Source organism: Kribbella sp. NPDC004138, assembly GCF_053603655.1.
Window position 1 is genome coordinate 69,188 of record NZ_JBSGFZ010000032.1, and the last position, 18,981, is coordinate 88,168.

Annotated in this window: 26 protein-coding genes; 7 read left to right on the forward strand and 19 right to left on the reverse strand. The window is 70.0% G+C overall.

Annotation, left to right across the window (positions count from 1 at the left end):
* The first annotated feature begins 15 nt into the window (after positions 1-15).
* A complete protein-coding gene (locus tag ACWEOO_RS35995) occupies positions 16-672 on the forward strand; it encodes a nucleotidyltransferase family protein (RefSeq protein ID WP_452146859.1) in 657 nt (218 codons plus the stop codon).
* A 111-nt stretch (positions 673-783) separates the two neighbouring features.
* Here ACWEOO_RS35995 and ACWEOO_RS36000 read toward each other — a convergent pair whose 3' ends face one another.
* Together ACWEOO_RS36000 and ACWEOO_RS36005 are read right to left on the reverse strand one after the other, a co-directional pair.
* Positions 784-1,104 carry a DMT family transporter gene (locus ACWEOO_RS36000; protein WP_359926282.1) on the reverse strand — a complete coding sequence of 107 codons (321 nt, stop codon included), beginning with the start codon at positions 1,102-1,104 and terminating at the stop codon, positions 784-786.
* Positions 1,104-1,703: a flavodoxin family protein gene (locus ACWEOO_RS36005; RefSeq protein ID WP_363717378.1), complete on the reverse strand. Its 600-nt coding sequence runs from the start codon at positions 1,701-1,703 to the stop codon at positions 1,104-1,106. The genes ACWEOO_RS36000 and ACWEOO_RS36005 overlap by 1 nt, the downstream gene beginning before the upstream one ends.
* A gap of 93 nt (positions 1,704-1,796) precedes the next feature.
* Here ACWEOO_RS36005 and ACWEOO_RS36010 point away from each other — a divergent pair, with 93 nt between their 5' ends.
* The gene (locus ACWEOO_RS36010; RefSeq protein ID WP_452146860.1) at positions 1,797-2,372 is read left to right on the forward strand and encodes a TetR/AcrR family transcriptional regulator; all 576 of its coding nucleotides are present in this window, start codon (positions 1,797-1,799) and stop codon (positions 2,370-2,372) included.
* Here the strand turns inward: ACWEOO_RS36010 and ACWEOO_RS36015 are convergent.
* From ACWEOO_RS36015 to xseA, 3 genes are all read right to left on the reverse strand, one after another.
* Entirely contained in the window at positions 2,350-2,793 is a 444-nt protein-coding gene (locus ACWEOO_RS36015) for an N-acetyltransferase family protein (protein WP_452146861.1), read from the reverse strand. The two genes, ACWEOO_RS36010 and ACWEOO_RS36015, sit on opposite strands and share 23 nt — an antisense overlap.
* A gap of 62 nt (positions 2,794-2,855) precedes the next feature.
* The gene (locus ACWEOO_RS36020) at positions 2,856-3,050 is read right to left on the reverse strand and encodes an exodeoxyribonuclease VII small subunit (protein WP_363717445.1); all 195 of its coding nucleotides are present in this window, start codon (positions 3,048-3,050) and stop codon (positions 2,856-2,858) included.
* 17 nt (positions 3,051-3,067) lie between these two features.
* Positions 3,068-4,282, reverse strand: coding sequence for an exodeoxyribonuclease VII large subunit (xseA, locus tag ACWEOO_RS36025; RefSeq protein WP_355700482.1), 1,215 nt, complete (start codon positions 4,280-4,282; stop codon positions 3,068-3,070).
* Between the two features lie 45 nt (positions 4,283-4,327).
* Here xseA and ACWEOO_RS36030 point away from each other — a divergent pair, with 45 nt between their 5' ends.
* Both ACWEOO_RS36030 and ACWEOO_RS36035 read left to right on the forward strand, forming a co-directional pair.
* Positions 4,328-4,837: an HAD domain-containing protein gene (locus ACWEOO_RS36030; protein WP_452146862.1), complete on the forward strand. Its 510-nt coding sequence runs from the start codon at positions 4,328-4,330 to the stop codon at positions 4,835-4,837.
* Between the two features lie 102 nt (positions 4,838-4,939).
* Complete coding sequence (locus tag ACWEOO_RS36035) at positions 4,940-5,980, forward strand: 4-hydroxy-3-methylbut-2-enyl diphosphate reductase (RefSeq protein WP_363717375.1); 1,041 nt, start codon at positions 4,940-4,942, stop codon at positions 5,978-5,980.
* Between the two features lies 1 nt (position 5,981).
* Here the strand turns inward: ACWEOO_RS36035 and ACWEOO_RS36040 are convergent, their stop codons facing one another.
* The 3 genes from ACWEOO_RS36040 to ACWEOO_RS36050 all read right to left on the reverse strand — a co-directional run bounded on the left by ACWEOO_RS36040 (position 5,982) and on the right by ACWEOO_RS36050 (position 7,775).
* Complete coding sequence (locus tag ACWEOO_RS36040; protein WP_452146863.1) at positions 5,982-6,809, reverse strand: hypothetical protein; 828 nt, start codon at positions 6,807-6,809, stop codon at positions 5,982-5,984.
* A 3-nt stretch (positions 6,810-6,812) separates the two neighbouring features.
* On the reverse strand, positions 6,813-7,331 hold the full coding sequence (locus ACWEOO_RS36045) for a SigE family RNA polymerase sigma factor (protein WP_452146864.1): 519 nt from the start codon (positions 7,329-7,331) through the stop codon (positions 6,813-6,815).
* Positions 7,332-7,412: 81 nt separating this feature from the next.
* Positions 7,413-7,775, reverse strand: coding sequence for a winged helix-turn-helix transcriptional regulator (locus ACWEOO_RS36050; RefSeq protein ID WP_452146865.1), 363 nt, complete (start codon positions 7,773-7,775; stop codon positions 7,413-7,415).
* 77 nt (positions 7,776-7,852) lie between these two features.
* Between ACWEOO_RS36050 and ACWEOO_RS36055 the strand changes: the two genes are divergently transcribed.
* Positions 7,853-8,461, forward strand: coding sequence for an NAD(P)-dependent oxidoreductase (locus ACWEOO_RS36055; protein ID WP_452146866.1), 609 nt, complete (start codon positions 7,853-7,855; stop codon positions 8,459-8,461).
* Between the two features lie 82 nt (positions 8,462-8,543).
* Here ACWEOO_RS36055 and ACWEOO_RS36060 read toward each other — a convergent pair whose 3' ends face one another.
* From ACWEOO_RS36060 to ACWEOO_RS36105, 10 genes are all read right to left on the reverse strand, one after another.
* Positions 8,544-9,665: an aromatic ring-hydroxylating oxygenase subunit alpha gene (locus ACWEOO_RS36060; RefSeq protein WP_452146867.1), complete on the reverse strand. Its 1,122-nt coding sequence runs from the start codon at positions 9,663-9,665 to the stop codon at positions 8,544-8,546.
* Positions 9,666-9,701: 36 nt separating this feature from the next.
* Positions 9,702-10,112: a PPOX class F420-dependent oxidoreductase gene (locus ACWEOO_RS36065; RefSeq protein ID WP_452146868.1), complete on the reverse strand. Its 411-nt coding sequence runs from the start codon at positions 10,110-10,112 to the stop codon at positions 9,702-9,704.
* Positions 10,113-10,126: 14 nt separating this feature from the next.
* Positions 10,127-10,576 carry an SRPBCC domain-containing protein gene (locus tag ACWEOO_RS36070; RefSeq protein WP_359926253.1) on the reverse strand — a complete coding sequence of 150 codons (450 nt, stop codon included), beginning with the start codon at positions 10,574-10,576 and terminating at the stop codon, positions 10,127-10,129.
* Complete coding sequence (locus ACWEOO_RS36075; protein ID WP_359926252.1) at positions 10,573-10,923, reverse strand: ArsR/SmtB family transcription factor; 351 nt, start codon at positions 10,921-10,923, stop codon at positions 10,573-10,575. The genes ACWEOO_RS36070 and ACWEOO_RS36075 overlap by 4 nt, the downstream gene beginning before the upstream one ends.
* A 40-nt stretch (positions 10,924-10,963) precedes the next feature.
* Positions 10,964-12,157 carry a glycoside hydrolase family 64 protein gene (locus ACWEOO_RS36080; RefSeq protein WP_452146869.1) on the reverse strand — a complete coding sequence of 398 codons (1,194 nt, stop codon included), beginning with the start codon at positions 12,155-12,157 and terminating at the stop codon, positions 10,964-10,966.
* Positions 12,158-12,352: 195 nt separating this feature from the next.
* The gene (locus ACWEOO_RS36085; RefSeq protein ID WP_452146870.1) at positions 12,353-12,910 is read right to left on the reverse strand and encodes a DinB family protein; all 558 of its coding nucleotides are present in this window, start codon (positions 12,908-12,910) and stop codon (positions 12,353-12,355) included.
* Between the two features lie 47 nt (positions 12,911-12,957).
* Positions 12,958-14,127: a DNA recombination protein RmuC gene (locus tag ACWEOO_RS36090; RefSeq protein WP_452146871.1), complete on the reverse strand. Its 1,170-nt coding sequence runs from the start codon at positions 14,125-14,127 to the stop codon at positions 12,958-12,960.
* A 93-nt stretch (positions 14,128-14,220) separates the two neighbouring features.
* Complete coding sequence (locus tag ACWEOO_RS36095; protein ID WP_452146872.1) at positions 14,221-15,192, reverse strand: methyltransferase; 972 nt, start codon at positions 15,190-15,192, stop codon at positions 14,221-14,223.
* A 31-nt stretch (positions 15,193-15,223) separates the two neighbouring features.
* A complete protein-coding gene (locus ACWEOO_RS36100) occupies positions 15,224-15,991 on the reverse strand; it encodes a polysaccharide deacetylase family protein (RefSeq protein ID WP_359926240.1) in 768 nt (255 codons plus the stop codon).
* Positions 15,992-16,066: 75 nt separating this feature from the next.
* A complete protein-coding gene (locus tag ACWEOO_RS36105) occupies positions 16,067-16,933 on the reverse strand; it encodes a DUF817 domain-containing protein (RefSeq protein ID WP_452146873.1) in 867 nt (288 codons plus the stop codon).
* A gap of 67 nt (positions 16,934-17,000) precedes the next feature.
* On the opposite strand from ACWEOO_RS36105, the gene ACWEOO_RS36110 reads away from it, so the two are divergent.
* Both ACWEOO_RS36110 and ychF read left to right on the forward strand, forming a co-directional pair.
* Complete coding sequence (locus tag ACWEOO_RS36110) at positions 17,001-17,522, forward strand: GNAT family N-acetyltransferase (RefSeq protein ID WP_452146874.1); 522 nt, start codon at positions 17,001-17,003, stop codon at positions 17,520-17,522.
* A 44-nt stretch (positions 17,523-17,566) separates the two neighbouring features.
* Positions 17,567-18,643 carry a redox-regulated ATPase YchF gene (ychF, locus tag ACWEOO_RS36115; protein ID WP_452146875.1) on the forward strand — a complete coding sequence of 359 codons (1,077 nt, stop codon included), beginning with the start codon at positions 17,567-17,569 and terminating at the stop codon, positions 18,641-18,643.
* Between the two features lie 38 nt (positions 18,644-18,681).
* Here the strand turns inward: ychF and ACWEOO_RS36120 are convergent, their stop codons facing one another.
* Entirely contained in the window at positions 18,682-18,948 is a 267-nt protein-coding gene (locus ACWEOO_RS36120; protein ID WP_452146876.1) for a helix-turn-helix domain-containing protein, read from the reverse strand.
* Between the last annotated feature and the right edge of the window lie 33 nt (positions 18,949-18,981).

Genomic DNA, 18,981 nt, shown 5'->3' on the forward strand with positions numbered 1-18,981 from the left:
GGAGTTGACCCGCCGATGTTCGTCACGGGGCTCTTGCTGGGTGCCGACAGCGCGCCGCATCTCAGTGCGCCCTGGCAATTGCTGGACTATCGCGGCGGCACGCTGTTCGGCGCCGCCCTCGACGGCGCGCGGGAGTGCGGGTTCGACCAGCTGGTCGTGACGCTCGGCAGCGCGTCGGAGCAGATCCACGACCGGGTCGACCTCGACGGGGTGCGGGTGGTCGAGTCGCCGCACTCCGACACCGGCAGCGCGTCGATCGTGCCGGCCCTCGACGCGGTCGACCGGCGGGCCGACGGGATCGTCGTCCTCGCCGGTGACCAGCCCGGCATCACCTCGGCCACCGTCTGGTCACTGGTCGCCGAGGCCGCCACCCCGATCGGCGTCTGCCGGTACGACGACGGCGAGAGCTACCCGTGCTGGTTCGGCCGCGAGCTCTTCGGCGAACTCCGCGGCCTGCGCAGCGACGCCGACCTGTGGGGACCGATCGCCGCCGGCACCCACCCGGTCACCAGAGTCGATGCCATCGGCAACATCCCGCCCCGCGCCAGCACCTGGGCGTCGTACCGCGAACTCCTCGACGGCTCCGCCGTACCCGAAGCGCTCCCCGTCGACACGCATCCGCTTCCGGTCGCCCCCACCACCACCCGCCGTCGGCGCCGCGCCCCGAGCTGACCCCGGCCCGGACGGCCACCACTCATCAACTGCGCCGATGCGGCGGCCCGCCCGCTCAGAACCCGCCGCGGACCGGCGCCGCGAACAGGTTGATGAGTGGTGCAGGTCCGCCTACTCGGCGCCGGCCAGCCGGAGGCCGACGATGCCGACGACGATCAGGGCGATGCAGGCCAGGCGGGTCGGGGTGACGGGCTCGTGGAAGATGACGATGCCCAGCGTCACCACGCCGACGGAGCCGATCCCGGTCCAGATCGCGTACGCCGTGCCGACCGGGAGACGGTCGAGGGTCTTGGCCAGCAGGGCGACCGAGATCACGCCGAACACGAGCACGCCGAGCGTCGGCCACAGGCGGCTGAAGCCCTCGCTCGGTTTCAGGCTGAGCGCGAACGCGATCTCGAACGCCGCCGCGGCGAGCAGGATGAGCCATGCCATCAGGCCGCCAGTGCTCCTCTCAGGTGCCGGTGGGTGACGGTGGCGACCCGCGCGCCGAGCGCGGCCGCGGTCCGGAGGTCGGTCGCCGGCGGCGCCTTCTCGGCGGACAGGTCCGCGTCGGACTGGGCCATCGCGCCCAGCCAGCTGCCGAGCCGGTTGAGGTCCTCGATGCTCGCGGTGCTCTCCGCCCAGCCCGGGTAGACGTCCAGGCCGACCCAGATCATCCCGTGCTGCGCGGCGAACACGGCCAGGTCGACCAGGCTGTTGAGCTTGTCGCCGGACATCGCCTTGGAGTTGGTGAACCCGGCCGCGATCTTGTCCCGCCAGGCGAGGTCGGCCGCCCAGATCCGCACGCTCTCCTCGGCGAACTTCTTGAACACCCAGCTCGGGCTCCCCATGTACGTCGGCGCGCCGAAGATGATCGCGTCCGCGGCCGTCAGCCGCTCCCACACCTGCTCGGTCAGCTCGTCCAGCGGCACGAGGTCGGTCGCGGTGCCCGGCACCGACGCGGCGCCGGCGGCCACCGCCTCGGCCTGCTTCGCGGTGTGCCCGTAGCCCGAGTGGTAGGCGATCGCGATCCGGGCGTGCGTGTTGGTCATGTCTGCTTCCTCCAGGGTCTTTAGCGGACTACAGTCCGTCTTATGAACGACAATACCGGACCGCAGTCCGCTTCACAACGGAGTCTTCCGGTCGTGGGGGAGCCACGGCCGGAACGGGCCGACGCGCGCCGCAACCGGCTACGCGTGCTGGAGGCCGCCGAGCGCTTGTTCACCGAGCACGGGGTGAAGAACGTCTCGCTGGACGCGATCGCCGCGGCGGCGGGCGTGGGGAAGGGAACCGTGTTCCGCCGCTTCGGCGACCGCGCGGGCCTGGCGGTCGCGCTGCTCGACGAGCGCGAGCAGGAGCTGCAGGCGAAGATCATCAGCGGCCCGCCGCCGCTCGGGCCGGGCACGTCACCGGTGCTTCGGGTGACGGCCTTCCTCGACGCCTACCTGGATCTGCTCGACCGGCATGTCGCGCTGTTCATGGACAGCGAGAACGCCTCGGACGGCGCGCGCTACCGCATCGGTTCGTACCATCTCTGGCACCGCCACCTGTCGCACCTGATCGAGTCCGCCCGCCCGGACCTGGACGCGGACTACACGGCGCATGTGGTGCTCGCGCCGCTGGCGGCCGACCTGCACAACGCCCTGCGCGAGCAGGGGTACGAGCTCGACCGGATGAAGTCCGGCCTTCGGGCGGTGGCTACAGGCTTGCTGACAGCCTGATCTCGGGCAGGTTGTCCAGCGAGGAGTGCGTCCGGTCGGCTGTCTCGGTGAAGCCGTAGCGCGTGTAGAAGCGGCGGGCGCGGATGTTTGCCTCGAGCACCCACAGCTGGACCACTGTGCAGCCCGAGGCGCGGAGGTCGGCGCACGCGGCGTCGGTCAGGGCGCGGCCGGCACCTGTTCCCCAGTGGTCGGGGTGGACGAACAGCGCGTACAGCTCGCCCGTGGTCGGTGGGGCTGCCTGATCACGCTCCGGGCCGACACCGGCGTACCCGATCACACGCTTGTCGAGGACCGCCACCTGGATCCGGGAGCGGCGGGCGGCGATGCTGTCCGCCCAGGAAGCGGCGATCGAGCCCGGGTCCATCCGGTCGAGGAAGTCCTGCGGGACGAGGCCGGTGAAGGCTCCGCGCCAACTCGCCACCCGCGCCTCGGCGGCGCCCAGCAGGTCGCCCGGGCGGGCCGGGCGCGTTGTCAGTCGGCTGTTCAGTCGGCCTTCTCCTCGTGTGCGGCTTGGGCCTTGGTGAGGCGTTCGCGGGCACCGTCGAGCCAGCGCTGGCAGGTGCCGGCGAGTTCCTCGCCGCGCTCCCACAGCGCCAGCGACTCCTCCAGGCTGGTGCCGCCGGCTTCGAGCTTGCGGACCACGTCGACGAGTTCCTCGCGGGCCTGCTCGTAGGTCATCTCGGGTCGGTCGCCGCTCACTTGTCTTCCTCCGTCTTGACTTCGACCGCGAAGCGGCCGTCACTGACCCGCGCCTGCAGCAGGTCACCCGGCGCCACCTGCGCCACTTCCCGTACGGCGGTCCCGTCGGCCAGCTGCAGCACGGAATACCCGCGCTCTAGCGTCGCCTTCGGGGACAGCGCCCGCACACTCGCCAACCGGTGCGCGATGTCGTCGCTCGCGCGATCGAGCCGATGCGTGAGCGTCCGCCGGTTGCGCTCGACCAGAGCCGCGATCTCGTCCGCGCGCCGCTGCAGGTCCGTGACGGGCGCGGCGAGCGCCGGCCGTGACCGGATCGCCGCCAGCGCGTGCGACTCGCGATCCAGCCAGGACCGGATCGCCCGCAGGCCGCGCTCGCGCAGCAGCCGCACGCCGTCCAGCTCTTCCCGCACGTCGGGGACGATGCGCTTCGCCGCGTCGGTCGGCGTCGACGCGCGCAGGTCCGCGACCAGGTCGAGCAGCGGTGAGTCCGGCTCGTGCCCGATCGCGCTCACCACCGGCGTGCCCGTCTTGGACACCGCGCGGATCAGGCCCTCGTCGGAGAACGGCAGCAGATCCTCCAGGGATCCGCCGCCGCGGGCGATCACGATCACCTCGACCGACTCGTCCGCGTCGAGCTTGCGCAGCGCGGTCATCACCTCGCCGGCCGCCGACGGGCCCTGGACCGACGCATACTCGATCCGGAACGCGACCGCCGGCCAGCGGCGCTTGGCGTTCTCCAGCACGTCGCGCTCGGCCGCCGAGTCGCGCCCGCAGATCAGTCCGATCGTGTGCGGCAGGAACGGCAGTTTCTTCTTCCGGTACGGCTCGAACAGGCCCTCGGCGCCGAGCAGTTGCTTGAGCCGCTCGATCCGGGCCAGCAGCTCACCGATGCCGACGTGGCGGATCTCGCTGACCGCGAGCGCGAGTGTGCCGCGGCGGGCGAAGAAGTTCGGCTTGGCGTGCACCAGCACCCGCGAACCGTCCCGGACGTCGACGGTCTCGAACACCCGCCGGTTGCAGGTGAAGCGCAGCGAGATGTCGGCGTCGGTGTCGCGCAGCGTGCCGAACACCGTCGTCGTACCCCGGCCGATCGAGACGTCCGTCAGCTGCCCCTCGACCCACACGGCACCGAGCTGGTTGATCCAGCTCGCGATCCCGTTCGCGATCGTGCGCACGGCCGCCGGCGCTTCCGGCGAGGTCTCCAAAGCCACTCCCAGACCCTACGACCCCGCACCGACATTCCCTAACGTTGAGTAATGCGCCCCCTCCTGCTGCTGGATTTCGACGGCCCTCTCAATCCGCACCGCGCCGAGCAGGCGCCACCGGGCTACCAGCCGCGGGAGATCGTCGAGGGCGTCAAGACCTGGCGCGTGCTGATCGATCCGCGCCACGGCGCCGAGCTGGCGGCGCTCGCCGGCAGCTTCGACCTGGTCTGGGCGACCAGCTGGGAGCACGGCGCGAATCGACTGCTGTCGCCGTTGCTCGGGCTTCCGTCGGATCTTCCGACGATCCTGTGGCCCGATCGCACGCCGGTCCGGCGCGGTTCGTGGAAAACACCGTACGTCGCGGACTGGGTGGGCGATCGGTCGTTCGCCTGGGTGGACGACGAGGTGGGGGAGGCCGAGAACGTCCGGTTTTCCGGTGCGCACCAGCTGATCTGCCCCGTCGACCCGCGGGTCGGGCTCACCGGCGCGGACTTCGCGGCGCTGCGCGGGTGGGCGGCCGGAAAATCCTTTGCGGGGAAGGTGTTTCCGGGGCATTCTTGACTCATCGGTAACACCTCCCACGGAGGAGCCGTCCGGACAGGGCGGACGGCTCCCCGACGTCCATCCGGCGCGCATCAGGAGCCGTTCCAGGCGGCCCGTACCATGGGGACCGTGACTTCCCAGCCTGACGACACCGGTACGACGACCGCGACCAAGACCAAGCGGGTGCTGCTTGCGGCCCCCCGCGGGTACTGCGCGGGCGTCGACCGGGCCGTGGTGGCGGTGGAGAAGGCCCTCGACCTGTACGGGCCGCCGGTGTACGTGCGCAAGGAGATCGTGCACAACAAGTACGTCGTGCAGACGCTGCAGAAGCGCGGCGCGATCTTCGTCGACGAAACCGCCGAGGTGCCCGAGGGCGAGACGGTGATCTTCTCCGCACACGGGGTCGCCCCGGTGGTGCACGAGGAGGCGGCCGCACGGCAGCTGAAGACGATCGACGCGACCTGCCCGCTGGTCACCAAGGTGCACCACGAGGCGAAGCGGTTCGCCGCGACCGACTACGACATCCTGCTGATCGGCCACGAGGGCCACGAGGAGGTCATCGGCACCTCCGGCGAGGCGCCCGACCACGTGCACCTCGTCGACGGCCCCGACGACGTGCCGAACGTCACCGTCCGTGACCCCGAGAAGGTCGTCTGGCTGTCCCAGACCACGCTGTCCGTGGACGAGACGATGGAGACCGTACGGCGCCTGCGCGAGCGGTTCCCGCACCTGCAGGACCCGCCGAGCGACGACATCTGCTACGCCACCCAGAACCGCCAGGCCGCGGTCAAGAAGCTGGCGCCCGAGGCGGACCTGATGCTCGTCGTCGGCTCCCGCAACTCGTCGAACTCGGTGCGCCTGGTCGAGGTCGCGATCGAGCACGGCGCGAAGGCCGGCTACCTGGTCGACTTCGCCGACGAGATCGACGAAGCCTGGCTGGCGGGCGTCGACTCGGTCGGCGTGAGCAGTGGTGCGAGCGTGCCGGAGGTGCTCGTCCGCGACGTCCTGCGCTGGCTGGCCGAGCGCGGGTACGCCGAGGTCCAGGAGGTCACGACCGCGGAGGAGAGCCTGACGTTCGCTCTCCCGCGCGACCTCCGCACCGACCTGAAGGCGGCCGGCCTCCCCACCACCGGCACCTCCGACCACGCCTGGACCATCTGACCTACTTGATCGTCACCTTCGTGGACTTCGTCACCGGCACCCAGCCGTCGGTGCCGCAGTACCGGACCGTGTACTTGAACGTGTAGGTGCCTGCCTTCGCGTACGTGTGGGTGCTGGGCGGCGTGGACCCGTCCTGCAATGTGTAGGTCTGCCGTCCGGTCGTCGGCTTCGTGCCGCTCAGGCAGTCCACCGCGCCGGCGTCGGAGCCGCTCTGGCCGCCGTCGCCGAAGAAGTACTGCGTTCCACCCAGAAGGTCGAGGAAGGTGGTCTGCGAGGTCGAGAGCGGCCGGTGGTTGATGAGATCCGTCGGCACCAACGCGGTTCCCGACACGGTCACCTTCATGGTCAGGGTCCGCCCCTGAACGGCCGGCTTCAGCGTGACCTGCACTCCGAGCGTCGGGGCATCAGGTGTGTTCGAGGTGTGGTTGGCGACAGGCGGCGGGGTGTTCGTCGTGCGCGCGGCCCCGGTCACACCCGACGTCGCAGGTTTCGTCGCGGTGCTGCCCGGCGCGGCGGGCGGTGTGCTGGTCTGCGTGTTCGTCGGGGTGTTCGGCGGGGTGGTCGTCGGTGTGGCGGTGGGCGGCCCGGTGACGACCGTGGACGGTGCGCTCGGGGTGTTGGTCACCGGCGGGCTGCTGTTGATGTCCGTGAGGTTGCCCGCGGCAACGGCGACGGCGACGACGGCCGCCGCGGCCAGGGTCACGACGCCGGCGGTACGACGGCGGCGCGCCGTACGCACCCGGGCGAACACGGATTCGCTCGGCCGCGCGCCGAGCGGCGGCGGGTCGGCGACGAGGCGTTCGAACTGCTGCTTGAGATCATCGGTCATGCGTCAGCCCTCCTTCTGGGCCGGAACGGAAATGGCGGCCACCAGGTGGTGTTCGCGGAGTTTGGCCAGTCCGCGCGAGACGTTGGACTTCACGGTGCCGACCGAGCAGCCCATGATCTGGGCGATCTCGGCCTCCGGCAGGTCCTCGAAGTACCGCAGGACGAGCGTCGCGCGGGTCCGGCGGGGGAGCCCGGCGAGTGCCCGCAGCAACAGGTCCCGGTCGTCGACCGAGCCGTACTCCTCCCGGGCCTGCGGTTCGGGCAGTTGCTCGGTCGGTGTCTCGCCGCGCCACTTCCGGCGCCACCACTGAGTGCTGGTGTTCACCATCACGGTCCGGGTGTAGCTCTCCAGAGCGCTGCTGCTGCGCAACGAGTTCCGGTGGAACCACACCTTGGTCAGCGCGGTCTGCACCAGGTCCTCGGCGAGGTGCCATTCACCGGTCAGCAGGTAGCCGAACCTCTGCAGCGCGGTGAACCGCCCGTCCACGAACTCGGCGAATTCGTGGTCGCGTCCTGGATCCATTCCAACCCCCATCTCACTCAACTCGGTCAGCCTTGAGATGGCATGACCCGAAGGAAAGGTTGAGTGGCGAGCTGGATCCTCTCAGGCGGAGTCGTCGTACCGCTGCTGGGCCTTGGTGATCGCGGGCATGTGCGTCTCGGCCCAGTCGGTGACGGCGGCGATCGGTGCGGTCAGGGAGGCGCCCATCGGGGTCAGCGTGTAGACCACCCGCGGCGGGATCTCCGGGTAGACCGCGCGGGTGATCAGGCCGTCGCGCTCCATCCGGCGCAGGGTCTGGGTGAGGACCTTCGGCGCGACCCGGCCGATGCCGTCGCGGAGCTCGGTGAAGCGCAGCGGGCCGCCGCGCAGGCTCAGCACCACGAGCACCGTCCACTTGTCGCCGATCCGGTCCAGGATCGCGCGGGTCGGGCAGTTCGGGTCGAAGGCGTCGCCTTTAGTTACCACAAGGTACTTATAGCACGTTGAAGTAGCCAGTTACCAATAGATACCGTCGGTCGCAGGTCAACGGACAAGGAGCAGAGATGAAGATCGCGGTGTTCGGCGCGAGCGGGATGGTCGGCAGCCGGGTGGCGGCGGAGGCGGTGAGCCGGGGCCACGAGGTGGCCGGCGCGACGCGCTCGGGTGGCGAGGTGCCGGACGGCGTCCGCGCGGTGCAGGCGAGCGCGAACGACGTGGCGGCGGCCAAGGAGCTGGCGGCGGACGCGGACGTGCTGGTCGCGGCGATCGGGCCGAGCCGGACCGGCGGCGACCACCAGGAGTACCTGGACGCGGTCGACAACCTGATCGCCGCCGTGCGGGGGACGGCGACGCGGCTGCTGGTCGTCGGCGGCGCGGGCAGCCTTGTTGTCAACGGCAACCGGGTGGTGGACGGGCCGGACTTCCCGGCCGAGTACAAGGGCGAGTCGCTGACCGTCTCGCAGGCGCTCGAGAACCTGCGCGCCAGCGACGTGAACTGGACCATGCTCTCCCCGGCGTTCGTGATCGCCCCGGGCGAGCGCACCGGCGTCTTCCGGCTCGGCCAGGACGAGCCGGTCGGCGACCACATCTCCGCCGAGGACTACGCCGTCGCCCTGGTCGACGAGGCCGAGGCCGCGGCCCACAACCAGCGCCGTTTCACGCTGGGCTACTGAGCCTGTGGATAACCGAGCGTGCGCTCGGTCGATTCCTTGTACGCTTAGGCCAAAGGAAGAACACGCGCCGCCGCCGCGATCGTTACTGGATGCTTAGGGGCTTGCCGAGGTAGCCGCGGGCGAGCATCGTCACCCATTGGTAGACGGCGTCCTCCGCGGGCGCCAGCGGTCCGGGACGGAAGTGCGGGGACTCCGCGCCGCGCTGAACCGACTCGCAGGCAGCCCAGTCCTCGCGGTTCGTGATGTCCCAGAACTCGACGGCGTACGTCGGATCGCTCACCTCGGGCCGGAAGTACCACGAGCACTCGATCGCGGTCAGGTCCGGTGTGCGCGGCTCGAGCCGATGGGTCATGACGTAGTCGGGGTGCAGTGAGATCAGCAGGTTCGGGAACAGCCCGAGGTAGTTGACCTGCCGCGGGTTCACCCCGTCGATCGGTACCCCGAGCGACCGGCCGTCGAGCGACATCGTCTCGGCGCCCGGTCGCAGGTCCATCAGCCCGCCCACCCACGCGCCGGGCAGGTTCCAGTTGTCGCCCGACGTCGGCGGCGACACCTTGCACAGCTCGGGATGGATCAGCGGGCAGTGGTAGCACTCGTGGTAGTTCTCCACGATCGTCTTCCAGTTCGCCGCCACGTCGTACGCGTGCCGCGCCCTCAGCGCCAGGGCTTCCGGCGCGTACGGCGCCACCAGGTCGGTGATCCCGCCGAGATGGTCCGCGAACGACGCCGCCGTACCGGTTGCGTTCACGAACAGCCAGCCGTGCCACACCTCGGCCGGCAGCTCGACCAGACCATACGGTTCGGCACTGAAGGCGTCGCCCATCCGGGGCGCGGCCTTCACCGAGCCGTCCAGCTCGTACGACCAGCCGTGGTACGGGCACACCAGGGCGGGCCGGCTGCCCGACTCCGCGCGCTCCAGCAACTCGTGTCCGCGATGCCGGCACACGTTCGCGAACGCCCGCGGCACGTCTCCGAACGTGACGACGGTCGCGATGTCGCCGACGGTCACCTCGCGGTACGTCGTACCGTCGGAGAGTTCGTCGACGCGGCCGAGGCAGGTCCAGGTGCCGGCGAAGAAGTGCCGGCGTTCCCAGGCGAGCACGTCCGGATCGACGTACGCCGCCCGCGGCAGCATGACGGACTCGCCATGCGGCCGCAGCGCGGCTTCCAGGGCGCGTGCGTCGAGGGAGGATTCGCCATCCATCAACTATCGAGCGTGCCTGACCGGCTTGCCCAGTGATCAGTCGAAGAAGGTGCCGACCAGCCGCTGCGGGGTGATGCGGACGACCATCCGCACCACCTCCGGTGGCAGCTCCAGGTACTCGGCTCCGGAGCCAGTGCCCTCGTACTGCTCGGCCAGTGTGACGGCCAGCCTCCGGCCGGGATCCTCGTCCACCGTCGCGGTACCGCGCACCTCTAGGTACCGCAACGGGTTGGAGCGGTCGTAGACCGTCAGGCTGACCCGGCCGTCGCGCTGGACGTTGGTGACCTTGCGGCGGCCGGCTGCTGATGAGATCAGCAGGTCGTCACCGTCCCGGCCGACCCAGACGACGGAGGTCTGGGGACTGCCGTCAGGATTCAGCGTGGCCAGTACGCCGGGATTCACGTCGTCCAGGAGCCGGTGAGCGGCGTCGTTCAACTTGATGGTCACGCGGGCGACTCTAGCTAGCGTGCGTGTTCGACGTACTTGCCCAGTACGTAGTCCCAGCCGGTGTCGTAGCTGAGCCGGGCCCGGCCGCCGTCGCCGCGGCGCTCCCAGCCCGAGTGAACGAGCTGGACCTGCGTGCCCTCACCGGTCGCCTCGAACGTCACGGTGACCTGCCCGGCTTCCGACGGATCCTGGCCGGGATGCCAGCTGAAGCTCAGCGACGCCGGCGGTTCCCAGTGCGACAGCGTGCCCCAGGTCGCGATCTCGCCGTCGGCGCCGTACTCGACGATGCGCCCGCCGACGGCGCCTTCCAGCCGGACCTCGTTCGCCGCCGCCGCGCCGACGGAGTGGCTGAACAGCGGCCACCACGCCGACGTCTCCGCGGTGAACGCCTCGAACGCCCGGTCCACCCCGACCGGCACGACGACGGTCTTCACCAGTGGTGAGATGTCTTGTTCCACAGTCATTCCCGTTCCTCCTCGGTCCGCTTGACCGTCCGCTGCACATGGTCGGCGTACGCCTGCAGCGCGTCGCCCCAGAACCGGTCGAGCCAGCTGCGCAGCTCGTCGAGACCGGCCTGGTGGACCCGGTAGATGTTCCGGGTCCCGCGCGACTCGTGCTGCACCAGACCGACCGCGCCGAGCACCTTCAGGTGCTGCGAGATCGCGGGCCGGCTGACGGGCACGCGCTCGGCCAGTACGCCGACCGAGCACGGCCCGCCGGTGCGCAGCGTCTCCAGGATCACCCGGCGCGTCGGGTCGCCGAGCGCGTCCAGCACCGGTCCGGCGGCTTCGAGTGATCCGTAAGTTCCCACGAACGGTAAGCTGCCACTAACCGAGGAAGGAGTCAAGCCCTCAGCTGAACGGATCCAGGATCAGTCCGGCCTGTTGCGGGTTCCCGTCGTGGACGAGCGCCTCGTGGTTGCCGACGTCGTCGAAGGCGAACCCGTACGCGTGACCGTCGGCCATCTGGGAGTGGATGATCTTCGAGTACTGGTTGGTGACCGCGTCCTGGTAGAAGTTCGCGTCGCTCGGATCCGGCTGGTTCGGGTTCGTCAGCAGGGTGGAGCGGTTGTAGCCCGCGCACAGGGTGCGGGAGATCGGGCCGCGGACCTGGTCGTTCGGTGCGTCGAGCAACTTGAAGCAGCCGAACACGCTGGCCGAGTCCGGTTTCTGGAACGAGGTGACGACGGCGCCGGAGCTGTTCGTGAAGTTCATGACGCCGCCGGACACGCGACCGAAGTACTTAGTGTTCGGCTGGTCGCCGAACGGTGTGACCGTCAGCGTCTCCGAGCTGTACTTCGACCAGACGCGGTTGATGTAGTCGTCCATCGTGCTCGCCGGAAGCGCCCCGGTCTCGACGCCGTACAGCGGCGAGAGCGCGCGGAGGACCGAGCCGTCGGGCGCCGTCTGGATCAGGCCGCCCCAGCCGCCCGCGGTGTTGCGGAGCGTGTTGTAGACGGCGTTGTAGCCGCCGGGCTTGAGGTGGCCGGTGGTCTTCGTGGTCCCGTCGGCGCCCTTCACGCTGACGGCGTACGGGGCGGAGACCATGTCGACCTGCGTGCTGTTGATCCACAGGCCGCCGTCGTTGAGCGTGTACTCCGACCAGTGGAACAGGATGTTCCGGTTCGGGTCGCTCGGGTTCTGTACGGCGGGCTGGACCAGGCCGCCCGTGGTGAGTTTGAAGACGAGTTTCTGGCCGTAGGAGAAATAGACGCGGCCGGAGAACTTCGGCATCTGGATCGTCGTCGACTGACCGTTGGCCGGGCCCGGGATCGAGGCGTCCGGCGCCGGGGTCGGCGGGTTGCCGCCGGCCGGCCACGCGTGGAAGGCGCCGGAGGCGTCGGCCCAGCCCTGCTGGCCGGTGGCCAGGTTCGTGCCCAGGTTGTAGATGTAGACCGTGTCGCCGCGACCCGAGTTGTTCGTGATCGTCAGCGGGATCGTCGCCGGCACAGCCGCGTCCGCCGGCCGGTCCGGGACCGCCGAAAGCACCCCGGCCACAGCCGCCGCAGCCGCGACGACACCCAGCACTCTGCTTCTGAAGCGCATCTCGTTTCTCCTCACGTCGCCTGAGAGAGCGCTCTCATCGTTCCGTGAGGGGACCACCGACTGTCAACAGCTCGCTACTGTCGGCTTTCCGACAGGGTGGGCCCGGATCGCCAGGCCATCACAATCGCCGGGTAGGCGGGGCTGCCGCGCTCAGATGCGCCGAGTGGGAGCGATTGTGGTGGCCTGCAGATCCGCTCAGGACTGCGGGATTCCTTCGCCGGTGAGGCCGTCGATGGATTCGCGGATCAGGTCGGCGTGGCCCGTGTGGCGGGCGTACTCCTCGATCAGGTCGACGAGGATGTAGCGCAGGCTCGGCGACGCGCCGCCGCGGCCCTTCCAGTTGGCGAGCTGGTCCACACCGCCGACGGCGAGGACCTCGGCGACCGCGGCGCGGGAGCGGGCAACGGATGCCTCCCAGAGCGCCATCAGGTCCTCGGGGGAGTCGTCGGCCGCGCTGCCCCACTCCCAGTCCGGGTCCGCGTCCCAGTCGACCGTGTCCCACGGCGCCCCGAGCTCCTTGCCGAGCAGCCGGCGGGTGAAGTAGTCGTCCTCGACCAGCGCCAGGTGCTTGAGCAGCCCGCCGAGGGTCACCGTCGACGGCGGGTGCTGTTTCTTCAGACCGGCAGCGTCCAGCCCGCCGCACTTCCATGCGAACGTCCGGCGGTTGCGCTCCAGCGCCCCGAGCAGCGTGTCGACCTCGCTTCCGGCGACGGGCGGCTCGGCCAGCGGTTCGGTCTGGGTGACGTCGTTCATGGCGAGCACGCTAGCCCAGGTTCCGGACGATCGGCGTCCGGAACTGGTCAGCCCGTCTGGGACGGTGGCCACCTTCGTGTCGTCGGCGACTCGTCGAGCGCCACGAACTCGGGTGCGGTGAGCGGACGCACGGACGCCTCGATCGACTCCATCGCGGTCAGCTCGGCCTCGGTGACGTGCAGGTCGCGGAGTTTGCGCGCGGTGATGAACACCCGGCGCTCGAACGAGCCGACCGTCCCGTTGTAGGCCTCGACCGCGGACGTCAGCGAGCGCCCGACCCGGCCGAGATGGTCGCCCATCGTGCCGAGCCGCTCATACAGCTCGCGGCCGAGCTCGAAGACCTGCTGGGCGGACTCGGTCAGCGCCGACTGGTTCCACGCGTACGCAGCCGCGCGCAGGGTGGCGATCAGCGTCGTCGGCGTCGCGAGGATCACCCGGCGCTCGGCTGCATACTCGAGCAGGGCCGGCTCGATGTCGAGCGCCGCGGACAGGAACGACTCGCCCGGCACGAACAGGATGACGAACTCCGGCGACGGCGAGAGCCGTGTCCAGTACGCCTTCGAGGCCAGCTGGTCCACATGGGTCCGCAGGTGCCGGGCGTGCGCCCGCAGGCGGTCCTCGCGGTACGCCGCGTCGTCGGACTCGCTCGCGTCCAGGAACGCCGCCAGCGGCACCTTCGAGTCGACGACCAGGTTCTTGCCCTCGGCAAGTCTCACGACGAGGTCCGGCCGCAGCACGCCGTCCTCGCCGAACGTCGTCGTCTGCTCGGTGAAGTCGCAGTGCGCAACCATCCCGGCGAGCTCGACGGTCCGGCGCAGGTGCAGCTCGCCCCACCGGCCGCGCACCTGCGGCTTGCGCAGCGCGGTCGACAGCGACGCCGTCTCGCGGCGCAGCGCCTCGCCGCTCATCCGCACCTCGTTCACCTGCTGATGCAGCTGGCTCTGCCAGGCGGCGCGGCCCTGCTCGAGCTGGTTCAGCTGCGCGTGCAGGCGATCGAGAGCTTCCTTGACGACGGCCTGCCCGCCCATCTGCTGCCCGACGCTGGTCCGCTCCCGGGTCAGCTCGACGACCCGGTCCTCGGCCGCGTCACGCTCGGCGGTGATCCGCGCCAGCGCGGCGCCGTCCCGCCCGCGCACCCACAGCACGCCGAACACAGCACCCAGCAGCAGCCCCACCACGAGGAAGAGCAGGATCAGCAACACCGTCGTACCCGTCATGTCACAGATAGTGCCGAACCCCGCCGACAGTTTTGGGTAGATCGGGCCCGGAGTTCCGGGAAGGTACCGGAAGAAGTCCGGTTCGGTTCCGGATCAGCGAGCGGCGGCCTCGATGACGAACGTCGTGCTCGCGGTGGCGACGGTGCCGACCAGGTCCAGGCCGGCGGCCGCGAGCAGCGCGGCGTACTCGTCCGTCGTACGCTCGCGGCCGCCGGTCATGATCAGCATGTTCAGGTCGGAGAACGCCGTCCGCACCGGATCCGGCGAGCGGTCCAGCAACTGCTCGACGAGCAGCACCCGCCCGTCGGAAGGCAGCGCCTCGCGGCAGTTGCGCAGGATCGCGATCGACTCGGCGTCCGCCCAGTCGTGGATCACCGACTTCAGCACCAACGCGTCCCCGGCCGGAACGCTGTCGAAGAAGTCGCCGCCGGCCACCTGGAACCGGTCGGTCGACGCCCCCGCCACGACCTCGGGCTGGTCGAAGAGCACGCCCTTGACCGCCGGGTACCGCTCGAGGATCCCGAGCAGCAACCGGCCGTGCCCGCCGCCGATGTCCACCACGGTGCCGTAGCGGCCGAAGTCATACGCCGCGACGACCGCCTCGGTCACCGCGTCGGCCATCGACGTCATCGCCGCGTCGAACGCGTCCTGTTCCTCTGGATGCCTGGCGCGGTACTCCCACACCGGCTCGCCGTGCACGATCGAGAATGCCGTCTCGCCGGAGCGAACGCTCTGCTCCAGGGCGGCTTGCGTCTGCCAGTAGGAGCCCGTCCCGATGAACCGCGCCCACCCGGCGACCGAGCGTGGCGCGTCGACCCGCAGCGCCGCGCCGAGCTCGGTGTTCGCGAACGTGCCGCCGTCGTCCGTGTAGAGGCCGAGCGCGGTCAATGCGCGCATCAGCCGGCCCAGCGACGGTACGTCGGCGCCGGTCGACTGGGCGAGCTCGGACAAGGTCTGCGGGCTGGTGGCGAGCACGTCGCTGATCCCCAGCCGGGCGGCGACCGAGATCGCCTGCGACACCTGGTACCCGCCGATCAGGCGGAGCAACTCCCGGGAAGCGTCCATGGCCCATGGTGCACCCGGGAGGGCCGGCCGGTCAGCAGTTCATCGCGGGGAACGAGTAGCCCTGCGCCTTGAGCAGCGGGAGGACCTTGTCCAGGGCGGCGACGGTCTGCGCGCGGTTTCCGCCGCCGTCGTGCATCAGGATGATGTTGTGGTTGTGCGCGTGGGTGAGGATGTTGTGCACGATCGCGTTCGTCCCCGGCCGGGCCCAGTCGCGCGGGTCGACGTCCCACAGCACCTGGACCATGCCGGCCGCCAAGATGTCGGCGCGGACCTTCGGGTTCGACGCGCCGTACGGCGGTCGGAAGCAGGTCGACTCCGGCCCGTCGAAGATCTCGTGGTGCCGCTTCGCGGGCGAGACCGCGGTCAGCTGGGCGTGCGTGATCGAGTGGCTGCCGATCGTGTTGCCGGCAGCAAGCACCTGCTCACGCAACCCGGGGTGCGCGGTCTGCATCGAGCCGAGCTCGAAGAACGTCGCGTGCGCCCCGTGCTTGGCCAGGACCTGCAGGACCTTCGGGGTCCAGACCGGATCCGGCCCGTCGTCGAAACTGAAGAACAGGACCTTCTTGTTGCCGGTGGCAAGCGCTGCGGTCGGGTCCGGCGCCGGCTTGCGCGGCTTCGACGGCGGCGCGTTCAGCGTCGGCGTCTCGGTCGGCGTCGGGACCGGGGTCGTTGTGGTCTGCGTGGTGGCGGCAGCCGGTCGTGGTTGCTCTTCGTGCCCGAGTGCCAGGACCAGCAACGAACCGGCGACGACGACCAGCGCCACTCCGGTCGCGACGAATGCTGCGAACTTCCGGGACATGACTTTCCCCTTGCAGATCAGGCGGATCTTCCCCAGCTGCGCCCCCTCAGGCGCCCTCACACAAGGGAAGACGCCTTACCCTTCAGGCTGGTTGGCGCTGCTGTGTTGCGGTGAGATCTCGACTGTCGCGGCGCCGCCGCGGTGGTACAGCCGGCCCTCCAGCGACTTCACGCTGGCGACCAGCACGAAGCTCATGCTGACCAGCAACGACCAGGCGCCGAACTTCGCCGGATGCACGAGCCGCCACACGCTCACCTGGTCCGGATAGTTCCACGCGTCGAGGAAGGTGCCGAAGTTCTCCGCGATCCACAGGAAGAACCCGATCAGCGCGAACGACAACGCCAGCGGCATCCGGTACCGCCGGACGCCGACGGTGAAGAAGACCCAGGTACGGCGCAGCACGACGAGCAGCGCGAGCGTGATCGGGATCCGCAGGTCGGGGATCCAGTGATGGGTGAAGAAGTTCGCGTAGATCAGCACCGCGCCGATCGTGGTGAGCACCGGGCGGTAGTTGCTGACCCGCAGGTCGAAGCGCCGCCACGCCTGGCAGATGTAGCTGCCGACCGCTGCGTACATGAACCCGGCGAACAGCGGCACCCCGGCGAACTTCGTCACCGCGTCGCCCGGGTACTGCCACGAGCCGACCCGGACCTTGAACAGCTCCAGCCCGAGCCCGACCAGGTGGAAGCCGAAGATCACCGCCACCTCGCGCCACGTCTCCAGCCGGATCAGCCAGAACAGCAGCGTCAGGCCGAGGCAGTAGATCAGCAGGGCGTCGTACCGGGCGATCGGCAGGTCGACGTACTTCGAGATCGCCAGCCCCGCGAACAGGAACGCCGGGAACAGGCACGACACCACCTCCAGCCACCCGAACCGCAGGAATTGCAGGCATCCGAACACGAAGCGTGAGGGCAGTCCGATCCGGTCGGTCCATGTGGTCACAGACTGGAGACGTTCCTTGCGATCGCCTGGTTGGGCCGAATATGAACAGCCTTGGGAGGTGGCGGGGATGGTGGTGTTCGAGACGGACCGGGTGCTGGTGCGCGACTGGTCGGAGGCCGACGGCGACCGCGTGTTCGACATCTACCGGCGCTGGGAGGTGTCCCGGTGGCTGGGCGCCGAGCCGCGGGTGATGAGCGACCGCGGGGCCGCGTCGAAGGCCATCCAGCGGTGGAACGAGCGCAGCCGCGAGGCGCCGTACGGCGTCTGGGCGGTCGAGGAGCGGGCCACCGGGACGATCGCGGGGACCGTCCTGCTGGCGCCGCTGCCCGAGCCGACGGACGGGACCGCGGGCCGCGGCGAGGTCGAGGTCGGCTGGCACTTCCACCCGGACGCGTGGGGCCGCGGCCTGGCGACCGAGTCGGCGCGGGGCGCGATCGAGCACGGGTTCACCGCGGGGATCGGCCAGATCTACGCGGTCGTCCGGCCGGACAACGTCGCCTCGCTGGCGGTCTGCAACCGGCTCGGCATGCGCCCGATCGGCCGCACGCACCGCTGGTACGGCGCCGCGCTGGAGGCCTTCCTCATCTAGCCGGATTGGGGTAGTTGGGGTTCCCCCGCGTAACCTTGACGCCCGTGGCACTCACCATCGGAATCGTCGGGCTCCCGAACGCGGGCAAGTCCACCCTGTTCAACGCACTGACCAAGAACGACGTGCTCGCCGCGAACTACCCGTTCGCGACCATCGAGCCCAACGTCGGCGTGGTCGGCGTCCCGGACCCGCGGCTGGCCAAGCTCGCCGAGCTGTTCAGTTCGCAGAAGGTGATTCCCGCCACCGTGCAGTTCGTCGACATCGCCGGCATCGTCCGCGGCGCGTCGGAGGGCGAGGGGCTGGGCAACAAGTTCCTCAGCCACATCCGCGAGTCGGACGCGATCTGCCAGGTCACCCGGGTGTTCCGCGACGACGACGTCACGCACGTCGACGGCAAGGTGTCGCCGGCCGACGACATCTCCACCATCCAGACCGAGCTGATCCTCGCCGACCTGCAGACCGTCGAGAAGGCGATCCCGCGGCTGGAGAAGGAAGCCCGGCTGAAGAAGGAGAGCGCCGTCGTCCTGGAGGCGGTCCGGGAGGCGCAGAAGCACCTCGAGGCCGGGACGCCGATCATCGCCACCGACGTGGACCGCGACGCGATCCGCGAGCTGATGCTGATGACCGCGAAGCCGTACCTGTACGTCTTCAACTGCGACTCCGACGAGCTCGCCGACGCCGACCTCAAGCAGAAGATGCGGGACCTGGTCGCGCCCGCCGAGGCGATCTTCCTGGACGCCAAGTTCGAGGCCGAGCTGGTCGAGCTCGGCGACGAGGACGAGGCCCGCGAGATGCTGTCCGAGATGGGCATCGACGAGCCCGGTCTCGACGTCCTCGCCCGGGTCGGGTTCGACACCCTCGGCCTGCAGACCTACCTGACCGCGGGCCCGAAGGAGTCCCGCGCCTGGACGATCAAGCGCGGCGCCACCGCCCCCGAAGCCGCCGGCGTCATCCACACCGACTTCCAGCGCGGCTTCATCAAGGCCGAGATCGTCTCGTACGACGACCTCATGGACGCCGGCTCCATGACCGCCGCCCGCTCCGCCGGCAAGGTCCGCATGGAAGGCAAGGACTACATCATGCAGGACGGCGACGTCGTGGAGTTCCGCTTCAACGTCTGAGGCGGAAGGGCCGGATGAACCCGGAACCGCTTCGACGCCTAGGAGACGAGCCGGTTCGGTTCGGGCTGGTTGACTTCGGACCAGAGGGTGTCGAGGGATAGGCCGAGGACGTCGGCGATGGCGGCGATGGTTGGGAAGGCTGGGGTGGCGACGCGGCCGGACTCGATCTTGCGGAGGGTTTCGGGGGAGACGCCGGCGTCGAGGGCGGTCTGGAGCATCGAGCGGGTGCCGCGGGCGCGGCGGAGCAGCGCGCCGAGGCGTTCGCCGCGCTCGACTTCTGCGGGGGTGAGCGGCAGCCTGACCATGGTCCGATGATAGTACCGGGATAGTTTGGCCGG